The sequence below is a fragment of the Armatimonadota bacterium genome, assembly GCA_036504095.1.
Lineage (GTDB): Bacteria > Armatimonadota > DTGP01 > JAKQQT01 > JAKQQT01 > DASXUL01.
This window is the reverse complement of record DASXVS010000017.1, coordinates 20,431-40,860: the sequence shown is the minus strand read 5'-3', so window position 1 is coordinate 40,860 and position 20,430 is coordinate 20,431. Positions and strand designations below refer to the sequence as shown.

General features: G+C 63.7%; 17 protein-coding genes. 6 read left to right on the top strand and 11 right to left on the bottom strand.

What is annotated here, in order from left to right:
• Positions 1–22: 22 nt before the first annotated feature.
• The 3 genes from VGM51_02810 to VGM51_02800 all read right to left on the bottom strand — a co-directional run bounded on the left by VGM51_02810 (position 23) and on the right by VGM51_02800 (position 4,373).
• Positions 23–2,629, bottom strand: a complete 2,607-nt coding sequence (locus VGM51_02810) for an ACT domain-containing protein (GenBank protein HEY3411967.1) — start codon at positions 2,627–2,629, stop codon at positions 23–25.
• Between the two features lie 133 nt (positions 2,630–2,762).
• Positions 2,763–3,767, bottom strand: a complete 1,005-nt coding sequence (locus tag VGM51_02805; protein ID HEY3411966.1) for a hypothetical protein — start codon at positions 3,765–3,767, stop codon at positions 2,763–2,765.
• A 210-nt stretch (positions 3,768–3,977) separates the two neighbouring features.
• Positions 3,978–4,373 carry a hypothetical protein gene (locus tag VGM51_02800; GenBank protein ID HEY3411965.1) on the bottom strand — a complete coding sequence of 132 codons (396 nt, stop codon included), beginning with the start codon at positions 4,371–4,373 and terminating at the stop codon, positions 3,978–3,980.
• Between the two features lie 152 nt (positions 4,374–4,525).
• Between VGM51_02800 and VGM51_02795 the strand changes: the two genes are divergently transcribed.
• Both VGM51_02795 and VGM51_02790 read left to right on the top strand, forming a co-directional pair.
• Positions 4,526–6,385: a SpoIIE family protein phosphatase gene (locus tag VGM51_02795; GenBank protein HEY3411964.1), complete on the top strand. Its 1,860-nt coding sequence runs from the start codon at positions 4,526–4,528 to the stop codon at positions 6,383–6,385.
• Between the two features lie 197 nt (positions 6,386–6,582).
• On the top strand, positions 6,583–7,701 hold the full coding sequence (locus VGM51_02790; protein ID HEY3411963.1) for a M24 family metallopeptidase: 1,119 nt from the start codon (positions 6,583–6,585) through the stop codon (positions 7,699–7,701).
• 71 nt (positions 7,702–7,772) lie between these two features.
• On the opposite strand, the gene VGM51_02785 is transcribed toward VGM51_02790, so the two are convergent.
• Together VGM51_02785 and VGM51_02780 are read right to left on the bottom strand one after the other, a co-directional pair.
• On the bottom strand, positions 7,773–7,982 hold the full coding sequence (locus VGM51_02785) for a hypothetical protein (GenBank protein ID HEY3411962.1): 210 nt from the start codon (positions 7,980–7,982) through the stop codon (positions 7,773–7,775).
• Positions 7,983–8,258: 276 nt separating this feature from the next.
• Complete coding sequence (locus VGM51_02780; GenBank protein ID HEY3411961.1) at positions 8,259–8,921, bottom strand: ester cyclase; 663 nt, start codon at positions 8,919–8,921, stop codon at positions 8,259–8,261.
• Positions 8,922–9,150: 229 nt separating this feature from the next.
• Here VGM51_02780 and VGM51_02775 point away from each other — a divergent pair, with 229 nt between their 5' ends.
• Positions 9,151–9,885: an SIMPL domain-containing protein gene (locus VGM51_02775; protein ID HEY3411960.1), complete on the top strand. Its 735-nt coding sequence runs from the start codon at positions 9,151–9,153 to the stop codon at positions 9,883–9,885.
• A 68-nt stretch (positions 9,886–9,953) separates the two neighbouring features.
• Here VGM51_02775 and VGM51_02770 read toward each other — a convergent pair whose 3' ends face one another.
• On the bottom strand, positions 9,954–10,364 hold the full coding sequence (locus VGM51_02770) for a PIN domain-containing protein (protein ID HEY3411959.1): 411 nt from the start codon (positions 10,362–10,364) through the stop codon (positions 9,954–9,956).
• Complete coding sequence (locus VGM51_02765) at positions 10,361–10,642, bottom strand: hypothetical protein (GenBank protein ID HEY3411958.1); 282 nt, start codon at positions 10,640–10,642, stop codon at positions 10,361–10,363. The genes VGM51_02770 and VGM51_02765 overlap by 4 nt, the downstream gene beginning before the upstream one ends.
• Positions 10,643–10,848: 206 nt before the next feature.
• Between VGM51_02765 and VGM51_02760 the strand changes: the two genes are divergently transcribed.
• Positions 10,849–13,440: a hypothetical protein gene (locus VGM51_02760; GenBank protein HEY3411957.1), complete on the top strand. Its 2,592-nt coding sequence runs from the start codon at positions 10,849–10,851 to the stop codon at positions 13,438–13,440.
• A gap of 200 nt (positions 13,441–13,640) precedes the next feature.
• A complete protein-coding gene (locus VGM51_02755) occupies positions 13,641–14,618 on the top strand; it encodes an aldo/keto reductase (protein ID HEY3411956.1) in 978 nt (325 codons plus the stop codon).
• Here the strand turns inward: VGM51_02755 and VGM51_02750 are convergent.
• The 3 genes from VGM51_02750 to VGM51_02740 all read right to left on the bottom strand — a co-directional run bounded on the left by VGM51_02750 (position 14,615) and on the right by VGM51_02740 (position 18,649).
• On the bottom strand, positions 14,615–15,409 hold the full coding sequence (locus VGM51_02750) for a PEP-CTERM sorting domain-containing protein (GenBank protein ID HEY3411955.1): 795 nt from the start codon (positions 15,407–15,409) through the stop codon (positions 14,615–14,617). The genes VGM51_02755 and VGM51_02750 overlap by 4 nt on opposite strands.
• Before the next feature lie 181 nt (positions 15,410–15,590).
• Positions 15,591–16,733 (bottom strand): kelch repeat-containing protein, encoded by a 1,143-nt coding sequence (locus VGM51_02745; GenBank protein ID HEY3411954.1) that lies wholly within the window; start codon positions 16,731–16,733, stop codon positions 15,591–15,593.
• Between the two features lie 410 nt (positions 16,734–17,143).
• Positions 17,144–18,649 (bottom strand): CARDB domain-containing protein, encoded by a 1,506-nt coding sequence (locus VGM51_02740; protein HEY3411953.1) that lies wholly within the window; start codon positions 18,647–18,649, stop codon positions 17,144–17,146.
• 49 nt (positions 18,650–18,698) lie between these two features.
• Between VGM51_02740 and VGM51_02735 the strand changes: the two genes are divergently transcribed.
• Entirely contained in the window at positions 18,699–19,232 is a 534-nt protein-coding gene (locus VGM51_02735) for a hypothetical protein (GenBank protein HEY3411952.1), read from the top strand.
• Between the two features lie 33 nt (positions 19,233–19,265).
• Here the strand turns inward: VGM51_02735 and VGM51_02730 are convergent, their stop codons facing one another.
• Positions 19,266–20,351 carry a serine hydrolase domain-containing protein gene (locus VGM51_02730; protein ID HEY3411951.1) on the bottom strand — a complete coding sequence of 362 codons (1,086 nt, stop codon included), beginning with the start codon at positions 20,349–20,351 and terminating at the stop codon, positions 19,266–19,268.
• Positions 20,352–20,430 lie beyond the last annotated feature (79 nt).

Sequence of the window (20,430 nt, the reverse complement as noted above, 5' to 3'; positions counted from 1 at the left end):
CCGTAGATCCCGGCCCCGGGCCCTAATCCAGCGTCGGCCCGGCCGCCAGCCCATCGCTCAGGGCGATGTGCAGGTCCACGTCATCCGCCTGAATCTTATTGCCTTTTTGATCGGTCACGTAGAATACGTCACGCGCTTCGCCTGCGCGCGTGCCGATGCGGGCGTTGTGTATGCTCCACCGCAGCGCCGTCATCGCCGCCGCGAGCCGGAACAACAGCCCCTTCTCATCGGCCATCTCAACTTCCACCACGGTGAACGTCTCGCTCGTGTCATTGTGGATATGAACGGACCGCGCCGCCGTGCCCGCCCCCATATCCTTGCCGCGGCGACGCAGGACGTCTCCCAGTGGGACGACGCCGTCCAGCACACCGCACAGATCCCGCGCGATCTCCGCCTCGATCACTTCCGGGAGGGGCCGGTTATGCGCATCGACAAGCAACTCGTCCAACGCGATCGCGTCGCCTCCCGAACGGGTGAACACGCGCGCTGAATGAACGTTCACGTCATGCGCGTAAAGCACCCCCGCAATCTTCGCCAGCACGCCGGGCGCGTCCGGCGCGGCAACCGTCATCACCGTCCAGGGCCTGCGGCGCTCATCGTGAAAATCCACCACCGCACCGGTCGTCACTTTTTCCAGGGCCTGGATGTGCCGCACAATCTGGTCGAAGTCCGTATTGAGGAGATAGGAGGCGGGCATGTTGTGACAGAACGCCCGAACCGTTTCGTCGTCGAGGTTGCGAAGGCTCAACTGGCGCTGCAACCGGCTGACCCCGCTCCGTATCTTCTCGGGCGTGGCATCCGCGGCGTTCGGGTTGGTGAGCAGAACGTCGGCCTTGATGAACAGCCGCGCCAGGAAGTCCACCTGCACGTGAATCCAGGTGTCCGACCCCAACGTTCGCACGTCGGCGGACGAGAGGAGGAATAGCGACGCCAGGTAGTTGGAGGTAGCAGCCGTTGTGATGAGCTCCGCGGCGGTTTCAGGCTGTTCGGGGTCCCGGGAGCGCGCCAGCCCGGTCATGACATCGTGATGGCGCACCAGGAACGCCAGCAGATCCACGCCGTCGTCGTCCAGCCCGAGGTTGTAACCGATGGTCCGCACCATTTGGGCGCCAACCTCGGCGTGATTCCCGGCGCCACGCACTTTGCCGACGTCGTGCAAAAGCGCGGCAAGCAGCAACACCTCCGGCCGGTCCAGCCCCGCGAACACTTCACGGTGCAGCGCGTACTCAGGCTCGCGTTCGTCCCGCATCCGCTCGATTTCACGGACCACGCGCAGGCTGTGTTCGCCCACCGTGTGGTTGTGGATCGGCTCCGCCGGCAGCAACCGGAGGAGGAGACCGTAGGCCGGAATCAGGCGGGGAAGCACACCCAGATCCGCAAGTTGCCGCAGGGTGGGATAGATGCCGTCCGGGTGGCGCATGATCTGGAGGAACAGCCTCCGGGAGTCCGGATCGTCCAGCGGCGTCTCATTTCGCGCCGCTTCGTCGCCGATCATCTCCTCGACTTCCGGAGACAGCGGAAAACCGAATTGCTGGGCCAGGTGAAGGATGCGGAGGGGCGCGGACGGCTCCCGCTCCATCAGCGCCACGTCGGTCGCCGTGATATGGCCGTTCTTAATGACCAACGCCGGGTCGAGCCGAAGAGGGTGTTTCGTTGTTTTCGCCGGGACCTTGTGGGAGATGCGCTGGATGGTGGCGGCGTGACGGTAGTAGTCGTCCATCAGCAGTTCCACGGCGTTTTTCAGGCTGGTGTCCCGGTAGCCCAACTGAGCGGCCACGGCCGGCTGCCGTTCCGCGGTCAAGGCATCCAGCGGCTTGTCTGCCAGCCAGTGCAGCGCATTTCTGAGGCGCAGCATGAACTCGCGGCCCGCATTGATCGCGTGGAAATCGACCTCTTGAATCAGGCCGCTGGCCCTCAAGCGGCCCCAAGGGTCCTCGAGACCGGTGCCCATGGTGGCTTTTGCGAGCCACTCCGCCATATGCAGGTCGCGCAGGCCTCCCGCGCCCATCTTGATGTTCGGCTCAACCAGGTAGACGCTGTCCCCGTACTGTTCCAGCGCCTCGCGGCGTTCCTCCACCTTGCTCCATACAAAGACTGCGGGCCGGATGAACCGGATCAACTCTTCACGGAAACGGTAGAACAGCCCCCGATCGCCGACCACAAGCCTCGCGTCCAGAAGCGCCGTCTGCGTCTGTGTGTCCAGGTCCTCGATATCGCGGAACGTGCGGTAAGCGTACCCGACCTTCAAACCGGGCACCTGGGTGAACACGCTGGTGATGAGGAAAAACATCTCCTTCGCGAGCCCATCGAGCCATGGGTCATCCTCCTCAGAAACGATGAAGGTGACGTCGATGTCGCTGAACGGGGCCAGGCGCCGCCGGCCGTAGCCGCCCGTTGCCGCGATGGTGATCTCCGCATCGTCCGCCGGAGGAGGCGGGACCCGCTCCATCGCGATGCCGAACATCGTCACGACGAGGCGGTCCACGAGGTCACTGAGGCGCCGCGTCACCTCAATCCCGGAAGCGCCCTGTTCGTGGCGCGCGCGGATATCCTGCCGCCCGCGGACCATAAGGTCCACCAGCGCCGGAATAGGGTCTTGGGGTTCAGAAACGCGTGCGGAAGAAGACATATGGCTGGATAACCGCGAACTTGAGCATTAGTGTAGTTTATCCCCTGCTGTTTGCAAATGTGTTACGCCGGTGTTTCCAGCCAATTACGCGCCCCCGGACATCAACGCGGGGGAACGCGGAGGATCGCGGATGTCACCCGGCACCTGGCACCGTTGCCTTGGCAACATCGATCATCGTGTCCGCGTTCACGAACACGGCGAATTCCGTGCCCTTTTTGATGGTGGCGTCTCGTCCGTTAATGAAGATGGCGATCGGAGCGACGAGCAGCGTCGCCGCCGCCATGCCTGTCGTATTGCTGCGTCCGCTCTTCGACATATCCTCGTTGGCACGCAACGGGACTCGCGTACCGTCCACCGCGCGCACGAAATCCGCGGATATCTCCAGTTTGCCGGATTTTCCAAAGATCCCCCGACGGGAAGCGCGCGTTACCGTTCCCAACGCGATCGCGCCCTTGGCTATCAACACTTCCTTATTGGATCCCAGAACATCGTCGAGCACCTCGTAGCGCACTTCCTCGCCCTTTTTGGAATGGTTGCTGGAAAGCCCCTCAAGGATGCCCAGTTTGACCCGGGTTCGCTCGGGCAGCGTAACGAAGGCCGTCGATTTGTCCGCGCCGAACGTAAGCGTGGCGAGTGTGAGGTTCAGTTGCGCGTCGACGGAGTCGAAATCCTGTGGCGGCGTTGTGACCAGGATTGAGAGACCTTCGGTTGGGCCTGATATCGCCACGATCCGACCGCGCGTCTTTTCCCCCTTCGGACCGATGGCTGTAAACACCAGGGATGTAGCGGGCCTCGTTGCGATCGGTGATTCACTCCTGAAAGCTTCCGCGAAATCCGTGGAGACGACCTTTGCCCTATCGATTGCGTCGCGAAGGAGTTCGCTGGGCTGGGTTGGCCCGGATCGGGAGAATAGCGTGGCTGCGGCGCCGGTCCATCGAAAGACGGTCGCGTCCGCCTTCGTTTCGACCTGCCAGGCCTCCGGAATGTCAAAGGTGAATCGGCCTTGCGGATCGGCGAACCGCTTGGTGGCGGACTTGGGTGTGGAGACATCCCATTGCGCATGAGCTGGACGCGCGGAGAGCGCGCAGAGGGCGAAACCGGCCAGGGCAAAGACACGAGCGTGTGGTTTGCGAAGCATGGACCTCTCCTTATGTAACGTGGCTACTGAAATGGCCGGATGGCCCCGGCATGGATGCCAAGGCCATCCTATCACATCAGGCAGGCTGCCACCAATCGGATTGCGATACGTGCGAAGAGACCACGCGATTCAACGCGGTATTCCCGCAAGAACAAACCGGACTTGGTCAGGGCCGCGCTCGGAACGCCCGGGTTCCGCCAGCCCAATCCCCTACTCCGCCGCCACGTTGTCACCGGGGCGCAGGTCCGACGCCCGCAGCAGTTGCAGCCCCGTCTTGGTCTGGATGTCGCGCAGCACATCCACAACCTCGGCGCGCTGTTCGGCCGACCCATAGTCGTATGCCGCCTTCAGGTTCGTGAGCGCACCCGGCGTGTTGCCCAGCAGCCATTCCGTGTGTCCCAACTCGACGTTGGCTCCGTACTTGACCTCTTCGCGACGCGCGAACTCGTCACGGGTGGAGGCGTCGCCCGCCTCCAGGGCCGGCGCGTGTTCGTCCAGCCACGACCGCTCGCTCAGCGTCAGCTCGATCAGGCGCTGCTTCAATTCATCGCGTTTCTTCTGTAGCCGTTTGCGTTCCGCAAACGGGTCGTGCAGTTCTCTGGGCATGTCCTGGACCTTTCGTAATGATGCGCGGCCGCCGTGGTGGCCGCCTTGCCTTATCTTATGCTTCCGTACGCGACGCTGGCGCGTCGCTTTTCACGTCGGGACGCGCTACAATTTGCGATAGTTGCCTCACCCGCTCGGAAGGAGCCAGGGCAATGAAACCCGCCTCCGAAAATATGTACGACCTGCCAGACCACCCATCGGATGCGCGGATCGTCGAACTGGCCTCTCAATTGAGATCCGTGCAGGCGGAACTCAGACGCCAGGAAGCTTCCGCGACAGAGAATGCGAAGCTATTCGCGCAGGCAAACGCCCGATTACGCGAACTGTCCGCACTCAACAAAGTCGCGCGTGCCATCCAGACAACCCTCGATCTCCCCGAACTGCTCCAAATTGCCTTGGAGCAAACTGTGCAGGTTACGGACGCCGATACCGGCTCCATCATGCTCCTGCAGCCCGGCACGGACACGATGAAGATCGCGGCGGCCCACGGGCTGTCCGGCGACATCGTGAATGCCGCGGCGGTTACGGTTGGCGCCGGGGTTGCCGGCTGGGTCGCCAAGAATCGCAAGCCGCTGCTGGTGCCGAACGTCGCGAGCGATCCACGCTTCAGCGCGGTCGTTCCCCGGGCGGAGATAAAGTCCTCCATGAGCGTGCCGGTGCTGACCAGGTTCGAGGTGCTCGGTGTGCTGAACGTCGCCCGGTCCTCCTCAAACCGCCCATTCTCGTCTCAAGACCTTCAGCTGCTCACAACGCTTTCCGGGCAGATATCTCTGGCCGTGGAGAATGCGCGCCTTTTTGAGGCCGAGAGGGCGCGCAACGAGGAACTCCGGACGCTGATGGACCTCTCCGCGCAGTTGAACGGCACCCTGAACCTCCGCGAGGTCGTCGAGATCATCGTCGAGCAGTCCTGCGCGCTGGTCCACGCGGACGCGGGCGCGGTGTTTCTGGGGGACGACCGCAATGATGTCCTCCGCGTTCGCGGAATGCGCCGCCTGAGCGCCCAGTTCTTCCGCAAAGTCCGCGGCAAACTCGGCCACGGACTGATCGGTGACGTCGCCGACAGCGGCATCCCCGAATACGTGGAAAACATCGCCGCGTCGCCGCGGCTGGAATATGCGGACGTGCAGGTCGCGGAGGGCCTCGTCAGCATGTTGTGTGTGCCCCTGCGGACCGGCGGACAATCCCTCGGGGCGGTGGCCATCTATAGCCGAAAGACCCGCCACTGGGAGGACCACGAACTCAACATGCTGATGGCCCTCGCGGGACAGGGCGCCATGGCCGTTCACAACGCGGGGACCTACCAGAGCCAGCTAGGCATCGCCAAGCTTGTGGAACAGAACCTGGCCCCGCAGATGAAGTTTCCCGCGGATGGGCCCGACATCGGACATCGCTACCTCCCTGCGAAACAGGTGGGGGGCGACTACTATGACGTGTTCGGCCTGCCGGAGGGGCGACTCGGACTCCTGATGGCGGACGTCGCCGGCAAGTCGGTGCAGGCCGCCGTCCACACCGCCAAGGGGAAGTATTTTATCCGCGCGCTGGGCCACGAAGGCGAGTCGCCGGCCGTCGTCCTGTCACGCACAAACGCGCTGATTCACGCGGACACCCGCATCGAGATGTTCATATCGGTCTTCTACGGAATCCTGGAGGCCGACAACCGGCTTCTACGATACTGCAACGCCGGCCACCCGGCGCCGATCATCGTCCACAAGGACCAGTCGATGACCGAACTCGCGCAGGCGGACCTGCTGATCGGCATCCTTGCGTCGCCTCCGTACACGGAGCACACCGTCGACCTCCTGCCGGGCGACACCGTCATCCTCACCACCGATGGCGTCACGGAGGCCAGGGGAGACGCCGGGATGTACGGTGCGGAGAGCCTTCATCAGTGCATCGTATCACGTACCTACCCCACCGCGCAATCCCTCGCCGATTCCATCGTGGAAGATGTTCTCCGTCACTCCGGCCCACGCATGCGGGACGACATCGCCGTCCTCGTGATTCGCGTGTGACCGTGAAGTGAGCTACGGGATTGGGGATTTTCGAGGGCCAGGACTGTCTCCATGCCCACGCGCCGCGTGCCAGCGTATCGCAACGGCCACCCCAGATTCGAGAACTGTCCACGCCGTTTGCCCGGAAGAGGCTGTCTGCGTCCGTATGGCGGAGATACAATGACCGTGTAAGCACTCGATTTACCGGGAGAGATGAAATGACGAACGAGATTTCGACCAAAGAGAAGCAGGTCCGCGATTTCCTGGCCCTTCACGGCCTGAATGCTATGTTCCTCACACTGAGGAGCAATTTCAGCTGGATCACCGGCGGGCGAACCAACCACATAGAAATAGGCGCGCGGGAGGGCAACGGAACGCTGGCCATCACGCGCAACGGAAAGTACCTTGTCACCAACAACATCGAGGCCGCCCGCCTGATGCCGGAAGAACTGGCGGGCCTGGGCTACGAGCCGATGATCACTCCGTGGCACGAAGGCGCCGACGGGATCGCCCGATCGCTGCGCAAGATCGCGAAGGGCGGGAAGTGCGGAACGGATTCGCCTCTGCCGTGCGACGGCGACGGTTGCGTATGCGTGCCGATGGGCGCGGAGTTCGCCCGCATGCACTTCAGCCTCCTGCCGGAGGAGATCGCGCGCTTCCAGGCCGCCGCCCGGGACACCGCCGCCTGCATGGATCAGGCGATGCGCGCCATCCGCCCCGGAATGACGGAGTGGGAAGTTGCCGGTCTGCTGTCGGCGCCGCAACTCGACCTCGGCATCATGCCGAACCTCATCCTCGTCGCCAGCGATGAGCGTCTGCAGAATTTCCGCCACCCGGTGCCCACCAGCAAGAAGGTCGAGAAGACCTGTATGCTCGTCACCTGCGCTTTGCGAAACGGCTTCGTGGTCAACAGCACCCGCATCGTCCATTTCGGCCCGATCCCGGCGGACCTCAAGCGGAAGCACCGCGCCGTCTGCCAGATTCACGCGGAACTCATCGACGCCACGCGGCCCGGCGTTACAACGGCGGAACTGTGGAAAGTCGTGTCCGGCGCCTATGCGGCCGCCGGGTTCCCGGATGAGATCGGCCTCCATCACCAGGGAGGAGCGGCCGGATATCAGGGGCGCGACTGGTTCCTCATGCCGGGGGTGGACGAGGTGGTCCAGCTGAACCAGGCGTTCGCGTGGAACCCCAGCATCACCGGCACCAAGGGGGAAGAGACCTTCGTGGCCACGGAAAGCGGCCCGCTGATTTTGACGGAGCAGGCGGGCTGGCCGATGGTGGAGGTCACCGCGGGCGGCAGGGCATACAAACTCGCGGACATTCTGGAAGGGTGACAAACGACAGGCGCCGGGCCTTCAGCGTCAGTTTCCGTCAGGAGCTTGACACCCGAGGCCCGGCGCCTGATCTATTGTTCTTCGCGGTAGCTGCCAGCCGCCTCACCGCCCTTGCGGCCCCCGTTTCCTCCGGTTCTCGATCGCCGGAGCATCACACCGCAATAGGGGCAATCACCCAGGCGGTGCCCCTTGCCGTCGTCAACCACTGGTATGTTCAGGTATTCGTCACGCTCCGCGCACCAGTGAACTACGGGAGAGTTGTATCCCAGACGTCCATCCATACTTCCCCCCTCGTCCTCCTCGCGGCCTTCCGCTGCCATCCCGCCGCCGCCAAGCCGGTCCAGATGGCGCGGGCCATCGCAAGCTTCGCAGTGGAGGCCTTCCAGCAAGAGTTTACCAGCAATTGCCGGTCCAACAAACCGTGTTCGGTTGGATATCGCGTACAACCGCGGGCGGAGATTTGGCCCGACCACCTGTGCAGCGAGCGTCCGGCCGCCAGACGTGGCGAGGCGGCCACTGAGTTCGGTCGCCAGGCGCGATCCGCCCTGCCGATCACGTTATTTGCCGATACCCAACTGTTTCATATAGGTGGCGTTGTCCCAGTACAGCCACTCTTCGATCATCACGCCGTTTTTCCAATGCCCCACGGTGCACATCGGAAGCGTGAATTTCTTGCCGGTCGGCTGGACGAACTTCCCGTTTCCGAGGGGCATCGGCTTGGTGAACGTGCCTTCCATAATCCCTGTCACGCAGGTGAACCCGTTCCCACCTGACTGAGGGCTTACTTTCACCTTTCCGCCGGGGCCCATGGATGATCCCGTCGCGCCGCCGGTGACGCCGAACCGCACCGGGTGGATTTTGATCCTCGTATCCGGCGCGTAGACGAACATGGCCTTGAGGTCGGCGATGTGCCGCTGGATCCCGTTTGTGTGGTGTCCGTCCGGCCAGTCGACGATGATATCCTTCGCGTGGCTCTCGTGAAGGCGGACCCACTGCTGGTTGCTGAATACGACAAAGTCCAGAGTGTCGAAAGTCTGCAGCATCTTCTTGGTCGCCGCGTCTCGCTGCTCATACTGGGTGAGTCGCGCCTGCATCGCGTTGATCTTCGCCTGCATCGCCGGCGAGTAGCCGTTCTTGGGCGAAGGCGCGCCGAAGGCCTGGCTGGCCAATGCGCACGCGCAGAGCGCAATGCCTGTGAGGTGGAATCCTGTTAACCGCATGATTATGCTCCTTTGTTGCCGGATTGACGTGATGGTTTCGCTCTCACGACAACGGCCTTATACCCAGATACGTGCCGCTTCACCCACCGCCCAAGCTGAAGGCCGTCCGCGGAATTGAAGGGTTCACCCCATCTGAGAGTCGTATCGCTGAGTCCATCACGCGTCGGCTTCAGCCGACATTTTGCCAGACAGCCACCGAATTCATTCGGTGGACTACAGGAGACACTCAATGAACGCACTTCGCGGAACAATCCTCTTGGCGGCACTTTCGACGCCGCTCAGCCTCACCGGGTGCGGCGGCAACGGCAAGGCGCCGGAGCCGCGCACCATCACCGTGGTCGGCCAGGGCTCCGTGCGCCCGAAGCCCGACATCGTGATCCTCCAACTCGGCGTCGCGTCGCGCAACGCCTCGCTCGAGACCGCCCAGACGAACGCCGTCAAAAAGATGCAGGGCGCCATCACCGCCCTCCGGGGGATCGGCGTCGGCGAAGATGAGATCCAGACGACCGACTACAGCGTGGACAAGTACACGGTCAAGCCGCGGCGTGCCCGAGCGCAGACGATGTACCGTGTGTTCACCGCCGTGAGCGTCCGGACGGCCCTCGTGGACAAGGCGGGCAAGATCGTGGACGCCATGGTCCACCAGGGGGTGAACAGCATCGACGGCCCGACCTTCGGCCTCAAGGACCAACCGAAAGCCCGCAGGGAGGCGATGGAACTGGCATTCAAGAACGCGCAGCAGGACGCGGAACGGCTGGCAAAGGCCGGCGGCATGCGCCTCGCCGGTATCCAGACGCTGACCATCGGCGGCGGCTACGAAGGCTACAACGGGTTGTACGATCAAGTGGCGTTAGCCAGGCCAACGCCGGTTGCTGCACCTATGGCGGGCGGACCGGCGATGCCAATCGCGTCCGGCCAGGTACGGGTGGCCGCCACCGTCAACGTATCGTTCCGCGTGGAGTGAATGGTGGACGCGGTGTCCGGGTGGCCTGCACGGAGGCCGGCCCCACGATCGGCGCCGCAATGCCTCGGTTACGGCACGACGGCAAACGCGGCGCCGTCGGGCAGGCGGTAGACGCGGAAATGAGCATCAACGGTGAAGACGGTCGTCTCGCCGAGGGATTCGGCGGCGGCAACAAGTGACGCGTCCGCGAGGTCCATCGGCAAGTCGCTGTACTTCTCCATCAGCGTGCGCATACGCTGGACCTCTCCCGCCGTCAGGTTGTGTATCGTGAGCGCGTCCCGGAGGAGGTAGTCCCACAAGAGACGCTGCATCGCCCAGCCGCCGTGGCGGCCTGCAAGATACATAGCCTCCGCGAGACACGGCCAAGTGGTGACCAATGGCTGTGACAATCGCGATAGAGCCGATACACAAGAGGCGTGGTGTGGCGTTTCGCGACGGTTGACCAGCGCGAACAGCGGACCCGCATCACAGAGAGTCATACGTTGAACCCCTGCTTGCGGAACTTCTCGGCCACGATCTCGCCGTAGGCAATCTCGTATGGATCCGTCGACTGCGCCGATTCGGGAGAAGTCGCATCCAGGCTTTCCGCCTGGTTCACGAGGTCCGCGAGCTGTTCAGAGAGACGCTGTCCGTTTTCTCCGTTTGGCTGCTCATCGGCCCCTTCCGGAAGCAGGATGAGGCGCACGCGGCGGTTTGCCAGGCCCTCGCCGCGTTTCTTGATCTCTTCCCACGTTCCTTCCCACACCTGCTCGGTCATTTCACACCTCACCCCAATTCTAGCCGGTCTCCTCGCCATCCCGCCCAGCGCCCCGCCCACCCGCACTACTGACCATGAGGGCAGGCATCATTGCGCGGCGTTGACACATGCCCACGGACAGGCACAGATTGAAGTGCCATTGTCCCGCTTCGCGCTGTTATCCGCACCAGTCCACTCAGCGCAACGCTTGCATTTTGGAGGTTCACTTGCCAGTACCATTGATCCGTTTCACCTTGCGACGCCCGATGCCTTCTCACATCTATCGCTCGGTGGCGCTGCTGATCCTCGCTGCCTGCGTGGGCCGCGCGTCCGTGTTGGCGGAGGGGCCGGGGATGATCCATCAGGACGCCGAACGCAAGGTGGTGACTCTGGCGGACGGGCAGGGGCATCTCGCTCTCAGGCTGAACTACGACGGCCGGTGCGTTGTGGATCGGGTGACCGTTCGCGGGCGTGACGTGGCGGCGAAATCGGGAGTCGCCAGCGGCATCCGCGTGGGCGGCCAGTGGTCCACAACCAGGACGGGCATTCCCACTCCCGATATCGCGGTCCGCGGAACCACGCTGACGGTTTCCAACATCGCCTTCGGCAAACCGGAGGCAGGGGTTCGCGAGACGTGGAAGTTCACCGTGAAGTCGGACCGCATCATCTGGCGGATCAGCCGACGCTACCTGAACGGCGCCACGCTCGAGGACACGGCGTTCCCCGAGTGGGATTTCGCCGAGATGTCCACGTGGACGGGCGGTTTGCTGGGCAATGGCGGGGTGGTCTGGAACAAATACCTGGAGACGGCGAACGCCACCTATGGGGCGCACACCGGGTCCGTCACATTCTGGAACCGCCAGGCGAACGACTGCCTCCGGATCGTGCCCATGGTCCCGAAGGGACAGCACGGAGCGTCGCGATTCACGCACCAGCCCGACGGCGATGGCCGGAACGGCGTTTTCACCTTCAACTATTCCGTGAGCGGTGAGGAGTTGAAGACCGCGCACAAGTTCTACCGCTGGCTCTCCGACCGGCAGGACGTGTGGGCTCCGTTTGCGGTGAAGCCGGGAACGGTGAACGTTGAACTCTCGTTGCAGGCGCTGGACTACAAAGAAACGTACAACCGCGGCACGTTCAAAGGGCTGGACGGCGGCAGCATCCGCGAACTAGTGCACACGGTCGGCCGCTACGGGGTAATCGACAATCGTCTGGTCGGCGCCAATGGCTGGCGCACGGGTAACATCTGCCTCCACGAGCCGTTCTTCGGGCAGATCGGATTCGCGGTGGACGACCCGGATTACACCGCCAATCTCGCGTCCACGCTGGATTATGAGCGCGACTATGCCATCCTCAAGGACGGGCGCGTGAAGTCACGCTGGACCTACGACGACTTCGATTCGATCCCCGGTTCGTTCGACGATCAGGGGTTTTATGAGGCGCAGTGGGGATACCTGATGGATTCCCAGCCGGACTACGTCATCGTCGTGGCGGAGCAATTCGATATGTCCGGCGACCGCAAATGGCTCGCGGGACAGAAGGCCGCGTGCGAAAAGGCGCTGGACTATATGCTGCGGCGCGAGGCCGGCGGCTCCGGCCTGGTGACCATGATGACCGATTCGCACCTGCAGAAGCGGGGAAGCGACTGGATCGACATCATTTGGGCATCGTACAAGAACGCGCTCGTCAATGCCGAGATGTACTACGCGCTGAACCTGTGGGCGAAGGCGGAAGACACCCTCGGAGACGCGGCAAAGGCGGCGGAATACCGCGCGTTCGCCGCGCGGCTGAAGGCAGGTTTCAACAAACCCATCTCGGAAGGCGGCTTCTGGGATCCCGGCAACAAGTGGTACGTGTATTGGCTGGACAAGGATGGTTCGGCGCACGGCAACAACCTGTGTACGCCGGTCAATTTCGCCGCGATTGCCTACGGCATCTGCGATGAGCCGGCGCGGCAGAAGGCCATCCTCGATCGCACGGAAGCGGAGACGGCCCGGGAGAAGCTCTTCATGTGGCCGCTCAACGTGTTCCCGTATCAGACGGACGAGGGTATGCGGCGGAATTTCCCGTTCCCCAACTACGAGAACGGGTCGATCTTCATGTCCTGGGCGGAACTGGGCATCCGCGCGTATGCGGATTACGACCCGGCGCTGGCGCTGAAATACGTGAAGCAGACGCTGGCGCGCTACGAGCAGGACGGGCTATCGTACCAGCATTACGAGCGCGCAAGGCAGAACGGGAACGGCGACGATATCCTGGCCGGAAACTGCATGGCGATCGTGGGGCTGTACCGCGACATCTATGGCGTCCAGCCCCAGCCCAACCGCCTCTACCTGGATCCCCACCTCACACCCGAGCTTGATGGAACGCAGCTTCGGTACGGGTTGAGAGGGCGGCAGTACGTGATCGACCTGGCGACAACCGGTTGCGCACTCACCGCCGAGGGCGTCACGGTGCGCGCCACGGTCCCGTTCGGCCTGAACGCCACGGGAGCGGGAGTCGAATTCTCCACCGGCGCGAGCGCGGAGCCTGGATTGTCCGTTGCGCGACCGCGGACGGGGACATTGACGGTCCAGATTGAGTCCTGGCCGGATGATCCGGCGGCCCCGCGGAGTTGGACCGAGGTTGGCTCGCCATCGAAAGTAGGGCACGTGGTAACACATCTGCGCGCGAACGCGGATTACGAGCTGACCGTGAACGGCGGGAAAACGGCTACTTTACGAGCAGACACCGCCGGTCGCGTAAAGTTCTCGCCGGCGGGGGATGCTGCGACGCGGAGATTCGATCTGAAGCCCCGGGGCACGAATGCCCGGGCATAAGGGCTTCGGCCACAAAGGCCATGAAAGGGCTGAACGAGGGGCGATGCCCGGGGCATGAATGCTCCGGCAAGATTCTCGCGTCGGTTCAGGAACCCTGCCCGTGCAGGCGGGGGTTCCGGGCTGGAGGGCAGGCGCACGGGTCAGTCGGCTTGCGCGAGCGCCGCGCGTTGCCCGACATACTTCATTAGGAGGAAACAGGATTGAAATACAGGATGCTGGGGAAATCCGGCCTGCGGGTCAGCGAGATCAGTCTGGGCTGCTGGGCGATCGGGGGACCGAGCTGGCGTGACGGCGGTGCGGTCGGCTGGACGGGCAATGACGACGCGCAGTCGCTGGCGGGATTGCGGCGCGCTTTCGAGCTTGGGATCAACCATTTTGACAGCGCCGATGTATACGGCGACGGGCACTCGGAGCGGATGCTGGGGCGGTTCCTCAAAGAGGTGCCGCGCGACGAAGTGATCATCGCGACGAAGGTCGGGTGGTTCCGCGGCACCGCACCGAACGCGATGCAGCCGCTCCACGTCCGCCATCAACTGGAGCAGAGCCTCGCCAACCTGGGAACGGACTACATCGACCTGCACTATTTCCACAACACCAACTTCGGCCCCGACGACGAGTATCTGGAAGGCGCCGCGGACATGATGCGTCAGTTGCAGCAGGAGGGCAAGGTGCGCGTGATCGGGCAATCCGGATATGGCTACCAGGATTTCATGCGCGTTTGCCCGGTCACCAGGCCGGCGGTCCTGCAGTTCAACTACAACGCGTTCGGCAATCAGTTCGACCGCCAGGGCACCAACCTGTTCCAGTGGGCCGACGAACGTGGGCTGGGGATGGTCCTGTTCGGCCCACTGGCCCAGGGGATCCTGCTGGACAAATTCGACCCGGAAAACCCGCCGCAGTTCGGCGAAGGCGACAACCGGCGCGGCAACCAGGGGTTCACACGTGAGCGCCTGCTGGAAATGCGGCGCCGGCTGCAACCGCTGAAGGAGCGCTTCGGGGGCAGCGTGGCGGATCTGGTCCGCGTGGCGTTGCAGTATGCGCTGGCGCAGTCACCCAACGCGTGCGTGATCCCCGGGTTCAAGAACGTGGCGCAGGTTGAGGTGAACGCCGCCGCCTCGGAGAAGGCGCTGAGCGCGGAGGACGTGGCGTTCGTGAAGGCAACCTTGCAGGCGAACTAGGCGCGGCGCCGCCGGACCGCCAACAGAACGCCCGCGGGACCGGCGAGCAGGGCGAGCGTGCCGGGCTCGGGCACCGGATAAGGGTCATATACGCCATAGAGGCCCTGCCCCTGGTAGGACACCAGCACCCGGTTGCGCGGATCCTGGGGATCCAGGTCGAGCACGCTGCTGCCGTTGTCCTGATACAGGTGGTCGACGCCGGCGAAGATCGGGTGATCGCTGTTGATCGGAATCGTGTACTGCACCCCATTGAAGCGGGCGCCGTCGAATGCGAGCCCGAAATGCGCAAGGAACGGATTCCACGCGCTGGCCTCGTCCGCTGCGGTGCCCAGGTCGCCGGTACCGCCGAACGCGTACACATTGCCGCCGGCGTTAACGTAGTCGGTCAGCACCTGGTTATCGGCGTGGTAGCCGCCCACGAACACGCCGTCGTAGCCGAGCAGCGTCGGCATATCGAAGGGGAGCGCGGTTGAAACCGTCCAGGAGTGCCCCGCGGCGTGGACCGCGTCGGCGAGGAGCGGGCTGGTGACGCCGTGGTTGTTGGAGTAGGCCAGAAATCGGCCGGGGCGCCCGCCGGTGAACCAGTCGGTCACGTTGGCGACGAAGACCGCAGGGTCGTTCGGCGGGAAGAACCCGGTGTCCAGGGTCCAATCGTCATTGGCGACAACGATCTTTCCCGGGGCGGGCGTCCCGGCCCGGGCCGGCGTTACGGACGCGGACAGGCACATCCCGGTTATCAATGCGACGAACAGGCCGGACAGCACGCGTTGCGGCCGATGGGTGGATTTCATTGGAAGCCTCCTTGGCGCCTCGGTATGGAGGGCGCATTCAGTCGCAACAGGGGCACAATGTGTGCCACGCAAGTGACCGAGGCCGAACCTCTCATTCGGCGACAAGGTCCACCTCCAGACTACCACAGACACACAGGTTGTCGATGAATCCCAAAGCTCTCCGGACATTCATCGGTTCCTGCTATGGGTTCGATTCCAGTCCTGCCACCTTACGGGCGATTCGGACGACGTCCGCTATGTCCACGCGGCCGGCGGACGGGCCGGATTTCTCAACATCCAGGTTCGCCATCGCATCTGCATCTGGTGCAATGAGCCCGGCCGCAATCTGCAGCGCGGAGGCGATGTCCTGAACGGTAGAGACATGGAAGGAACCATACTCCCACGTGTCGGCAAAATGATTGGTTCCGTTGTCCCAACCGCCGGCGAGAACAACGCGCTGGCGAGCGCTGTCGTAAGCCATCGTGGCCTCGGAGCGAGGCGGTGGACCGGACGTGCCGGTCTGTTGCCAAGTATTTCCGTCCCACTCCCACGTGTCGCCGAGGTCGGAGTTCCCGTCCCAGCCCCCGAAGAGAACCGCCCTGCTGCGTGCAGTGTCATAGACCATCGAGGCGTTTTCGCGGGCGGCTGGGCCGGTCGTCGCAACCGGCGTCCACGTGCTGCCGTCCCATTCCCAGGTATCCCGCAGGCGGGTTCCGCTACTGATGCCGCCGAAAAGGACTGTCCTTCCGCGGACGCTGTCGTATGCCATTGATGCGCCCTGCCTGGCGGATGGACCAGTCGTGGCCGGCCTGGTCCACCTGGTCCCATCCCATTCCCACGTCTCGCCAAACCCTCCGCCGAACAGAACCGCCTTGCTGCGAGCACTGTCGAAGGCCATGCAAGTGAAGAAGCGCGCGGAGGGGGTGCCGTTGGCAACCCTGCGCCACACGGTTCCATCCCACTCTGAAGTGTCCGAGTAGTTGATGCTGTAGTCGGAGCCGCCGAACAGCACCGCCTTCCCCCTGGCGCTGTCGAATGCCATGGAGGCATATCCGCGCGCGGGAATCCCGGTCGTGGCCACCCGTTTCCACACAAACCCGTCCCACTCCCACGTGTCACCCATGATATGGAACGAGCTGTCGGCGCCTCCGTACAGAAGCGTCTTGCCGCGGGCGCTGTCATACGCCATTGAGGCAGAGGTGCGGGACGGCGGCATTCCACTGACCACTTGACGCCACATCGGCACGGCGCCGGCAGGGGCTCTTTCCACAACTAGAAACAGCAGCCCGCATATTATTGGCAGGACGCGGGAGGCGGAGAAACGGACGAGATCAACTGATACCATCGCGCACTCTCCTTGTCGGATGAATCTCAACTGCACGGTTGGTGCTGACCGAGCGGTTCCCAGGTTGGCTCCTGGCAGGTTCAGGCGCTCGCTCGCGCCTTGAAGGGCAATCCGAATCTTAGCCTCATGCGCTTCCTAATATCTGCCCCCCCGAAGCCATTTTTTAACACCCATCCTAAGTGAGGAGGGACCTATCACCAGCGTTCGGCGCAGCGGCTGAAGCCCAGGGGGCATCCGCCGAGATGCCGCGGCGGCCCGCTATCTCGTGGCCCACGATGAGACGAGTCTCATCGCCCAGCACGCGGTGCCGACGACGGATGGAAACCATTGGGAGCCACCGCGGTGCCTCAGTGTGATGGGCGTATGCAGCAGCAACCGGCGCACTTCGTGTGCCCGACGGCCACTGGCTCCTACGGCGCCGGCTTCATCATCACCACATACTCGCCGTTCTTCGCGTGGCCGCGCCAGTACTCGAGGTTGAAGTCGCTGATGTTCAGGAAGCCGGCAAGCCTGGCGCCCGCGGGAGTTGCCGCGGTGAACTCCACGCTTCCGTTGCTGGTCCAGTTGAGCACCACGTCGTAGGGACTGCGGTTGAGCGTCCACGTACCGTTCCGGTCGGTTGTGCCCGTGAATCTCGCTTTCGCGGGGAACCATCCGTTGCCGTAGTCACGGCTGACGGCGGGATATACCGATATCTTCGCGCCGGGGAGCGGTTTCATCCCTTCGTCCACGAACGTGAACGTATTAGTCGTCGGAATATCCACAAGGAACGTTCCGAAAAAGCCGCGACGCATGTCCTTCGTGACGTTGAACGCGGCGGCGGCGGCCTGGCCCCAGAAGCGGTAGCCGCTGTCCCACGTGCCTTTGTTGTGGCCGATCATCTCGTCGTGGTAGTAGTTGCCGCTGAACATCATCTGGTGCTGGAACCAGTCGGGCGTCGGGTAGGCCAGGCCGGGCACCGCCTTGTTGTTGTCTTTGGAGACCGGCAGCAGGTAGTAATCGGGCTGGCCGAACTGGTGGCCCAGTTCGTGGTGCAGCGGCCACTCGCAGCCCACCAGCCATTGGGGGTTGGCCTCGTAGAAGTTCTTGCCGTCTTTGTTGAGGGTCATCAGGCCGCCGGTGAACCCCCACACGCCATCGTAGCCGCTCTTCACGTTGTCCACCGGAGCGTGGGTGCCACCGGGGTCCTTGAAGCCGTTCGGCAGGATCGTCACCTTGTCCAAGCGCGCGCGGATCTCGATTCCGGCCGGCGTGGCGGGGTGGATCTCGTCGCGGAACTCACGGTTCATCTCCTGCACCTGGAACTGCGCCCAGTCCTCCCAGCTGTAGGAGTCGAAGCCGCTCATATGGTCGTTGAACCAGTTGTACACGTCCTGCTCCACAAAGAAGCCGAATGAGAGGGCGTCGGTCGCATCCACCACGAAATCGTTCTTGTGCGTGATCTCGTCGATCAGGCGGCCGCGGTCCACCTCGAACGCGATGTAGTGGCGGCCGGGCTTCCATTTCCACGTCTGCTTGTAGACCCGCTCCGCCTGAACGCCCAGCGGCGCCGACCACCCGTCCGTGACGTCCTTGCCGTCGATGAGCCAGTGCCAGTCGTAGCGCGGGGTGGGCTGTGCGCCCTTGTTCTTAACGTGCGCCGTGAACGTCACTGTCTGGCCGGGATTCGGCCAGTGCTGCTGCTTCGTACTGGTGAACGTGACGGGGAGGCCGTCGCCCTTCGGTCCGTCCGGCCCCCAGTCGATCACGCGGTACTTCTGCGTGGTGCCGGGGTACTTGGGCGTGCGCTCGATGTAGGCCACGCTGAGGTCCGGCTTGTCCGGCTTGGGCGTCTTCCATCGTTCAGGATCGCCCGCACGCGCGGACGAAAGGCAGCACATGGCGGCCATAATGCAGGTAACGGCGCAACGATTCATTGGGTACTCTCCAGACGCAGGCGTGGACCTTGGAACTCCATCATCAGTTATGATAACCGCAAAACGCGAGACCAGAATCCTGACGTTCGTCGCTTTGGCGCTGGTAGTCGGCGTTATCGTGGCGATGTACTTCATCGCGCGGGGAGCACGAGGACTCAGCGAAGGCCTTCGCGTTGATTTCGCCGCGCCCGGACCGCCGGTTACACGCGCGAACCTGAAGACGGTAATGGGCGATGTTCCGGTCGCACCGTTCTTCATGCTCGACGAGAACGCGACCAACGACCGCGCCCTCAGGCTGCAGATGAGCATGATCCTCGGTCGCGGGCGCGGCGAGTGGATACTCGTCTTCCGCTCCACAGAACCGTACAGCACGGCGGCCTCGTGGTATCAGCGCCACCTGGAAGGCTGGGCCGTCGACCGGCCGGACGACACCACCGATCAGCGCGAACGCCAGCGCAACGGCATCCAGCAACTCGGCTGGACCCGGAACGGCGACCGCCTGACGCTGGTCCATCTCCCCGACCGCCCGGGCGAGGTGCTCGTGTTCGTTTCGTCAACGCCGCCACGGAAGCGGAAACGCTGATCGGTGACCACCGGCACGGAGGCCGGCGCCACGTCAGCCCGCAATCGCGGCGCCGACGGCGTTGTGAAACAATCGACGGGCGCGGATGTGGGTGGCGTTCGGTATCAGCACGCGGTTGGTGAGCAGCACCACTACGAGTTCGAGTCCTTTGTGTACCAGAAGCGACGTTCCGGTGAAGCCGGTATGCCCTGCGGAGCCTTCCCACAGGACGTCGCCGCCCGGGTGATATCCGCTGGGCGCGCAGAAGAGCCCCCAGGTCTGGCCGCCAACCGTCCTGTCGATCTGGCTGGTGAGCATGCGGTCAACAGTGAGCGGACAGAGAATGCGCGCGCCGTCCAGTTCACCGCCGTTGAGCAGCATCTGGCCGTAGCGGAGCATATCGGCGGCCGTGCTGAAGAGGCCGGCGTTTCCGCTCACGCCGTCGATGCCGCTGGCGTTGCCATCGTGGACCTCGCCGTAGAGTTTGCCGCGCTCGCGGTCGCTGGCGATGGTCGGGGCGACATTGTCGGCGGGACCGAGTTTCGGCGACGTCGAGATGCGGCGGAATCCGGAGTTCGACATGCCCAGCGGTTCGAAGATTTCGCGCTTGGTGAAGGCATCCAGCGGCTCTTTGGCCACGCGCTCCAGGATCTTGCCTAGCGTGATATAGCCAAGGCAGGAATACTCGTATTGCGCGCCGGGCGCCGCCTTCATCTCGCATTTGAAGATCGAGGTCAGCGCGGCCTCATCGCCGAGGCCGTCCGCGTGGAGGGCCTTCCAGTCGGGCAGGCCGCTGGTGTGCGTGAGCAGGTGGTGAATAGTGATGCCGGCCCAGTGCGGCAGGCTGAACTCCGGGAAGAACGACCGCGCCTCCTCGCCCGTGTGGAGCCTGCCCTGCTCCATGAGGATCATCGCCGGCGTGGCGCAGCAGACCGGCTTGGTGACGCTCGCCATGTCGTACTGCGTATCCAGAGTCGCGGGCGCATCGGGGTTCGTATCCCGCAGGCCAAACGCCCCGAGCGCTACCGTCTCGCCGTGGCGTTGGATGGCGTAGACGCCACCGGGGAAGGATTTCTCCTCGATCCCGCGCTCCAGCACCTCACGCACCCGCTTCAGCCGTTGTGTGTCGAAACCTTGCATATGCGTCGCCTCCTGTGTGCATTGTAACGTTGTTTTCACACGGTAGGTCGGGCCTCCGTGCCCGACACTCCATTTTCAA

What these genes read in the sequence shown, in the direction of transcription:
- VGM51_02810 (HEY3411967.1), bottom strand. Translation starts at nt 2,629, where the DNA reads ATGTCTTCTTCCGCACGCGTTTCTGAACCCCAAGACCCTATTCCGGCG.
- VGM51_02805 (HEY3411966.1), bottom strand. Translation starts at nt 3,767, where the DNA reads ATGCTTCGCAAACCACACGCTCGTGTCTTTGCCCTGGCCGGTTTCGCC.
- VGM51_02800 (HEY3411965.1), bottom strand. Translation starts at nt 4,373, where the DNA reads ATGCCCAGAGAACTGCACGACCCGTTTGCGGAACGCAAACGGCTACAG.
- VGM51_02795 (HEY3411964.1), top strand. Translation starts at nt 4,526, where the DNA reads ATGAAACCCGCCTCCGAAAATATGTACGACCTGCCAGACCACCCATCG.
- VGM51_02790 (HEY3411963.1), top strand. Translation starts at nt 6,583, where the DNA reads ATGACGAACGAGATTTCGACCAAAGAGAAGCAGGTCCGCGATTTCCTG.
- VGM51_02785 (HEY3411962.1), bottom strand. Translation starts at nt 7,982, where the DNA reads ATGGATGGACGTCTGGGATACAACTCTCCCGTAGTTCACTGGTGCGCG.
- VGM51_02780 (HEY3411961.1), bottom strand. Translation starts at nt 8,921, where the DNA reads ATGCGGTTAACAGGATTCCACCTCACAGGCATTGCGCTCTGCGCGTGC.
- VGM51_02775 (HEY3411960.1), top strand. Translation starts at nt 9,151, where the DNA reads ATGAACGCACTTCGCGGAACAATCCTCTTGGCGGCACTTTCGACGCCG.
- VGM51_02770 (HEY3411959.1), bottom strand. Translation starts at nt 10,364, where the DNA reads ATGACTCTCTGTGATGCGGGTCCGCTGTTCGCGCTGGTCAACCGTCGC.
- VGM51_02765 (HEY3411958.1), bottom strand. Translation starts at nt 10,642, where the DNA reads ATGACCGAGCAGGTGTGGGAAGGAACGTGGGAAGAGATCAAGAAACGC.
- VGM51_02750 (HEY3411955.1), bottom strand. Translation starts at nt 15,409, where the DNA reads ATGAAATCCACCCATCGGCCGCAACGCGTGCTGTCCGGCCTGTTCGTC.
- VGM51_02745 (HEY3411954.1), bottom strand. Translation starts at nt 16,733, where the DNA reads ATGGTATCAGTTGATCTCGTCCGTTTCTCCGCCTCCCGCGTCCTGCCA.
- VGM51_02740 (HEY3411953.1), bottom strand. Translation starts at nt 18,649, where the DNA reads ATGAATCGTTGCGCCGTTACCTGCATTATGGCCGCCATGTGCTGCCTT.
- VGM51_02735 (HEY3411952.1), top strand. Translation starts at nt 18,699, where the DNA reads ATGATAACCGCAAAACGCGAGACCAGAATCCTGACGTTCGTCGCTTTG.
- VGM51_02730 (HEY3411951.1), bottom strand. Translation starts at nt 20,351, where the DNA reads ATGCAAGGTTTCGACACACAACGGCTGAAGCGGGTGCGTGAGGTGCTG.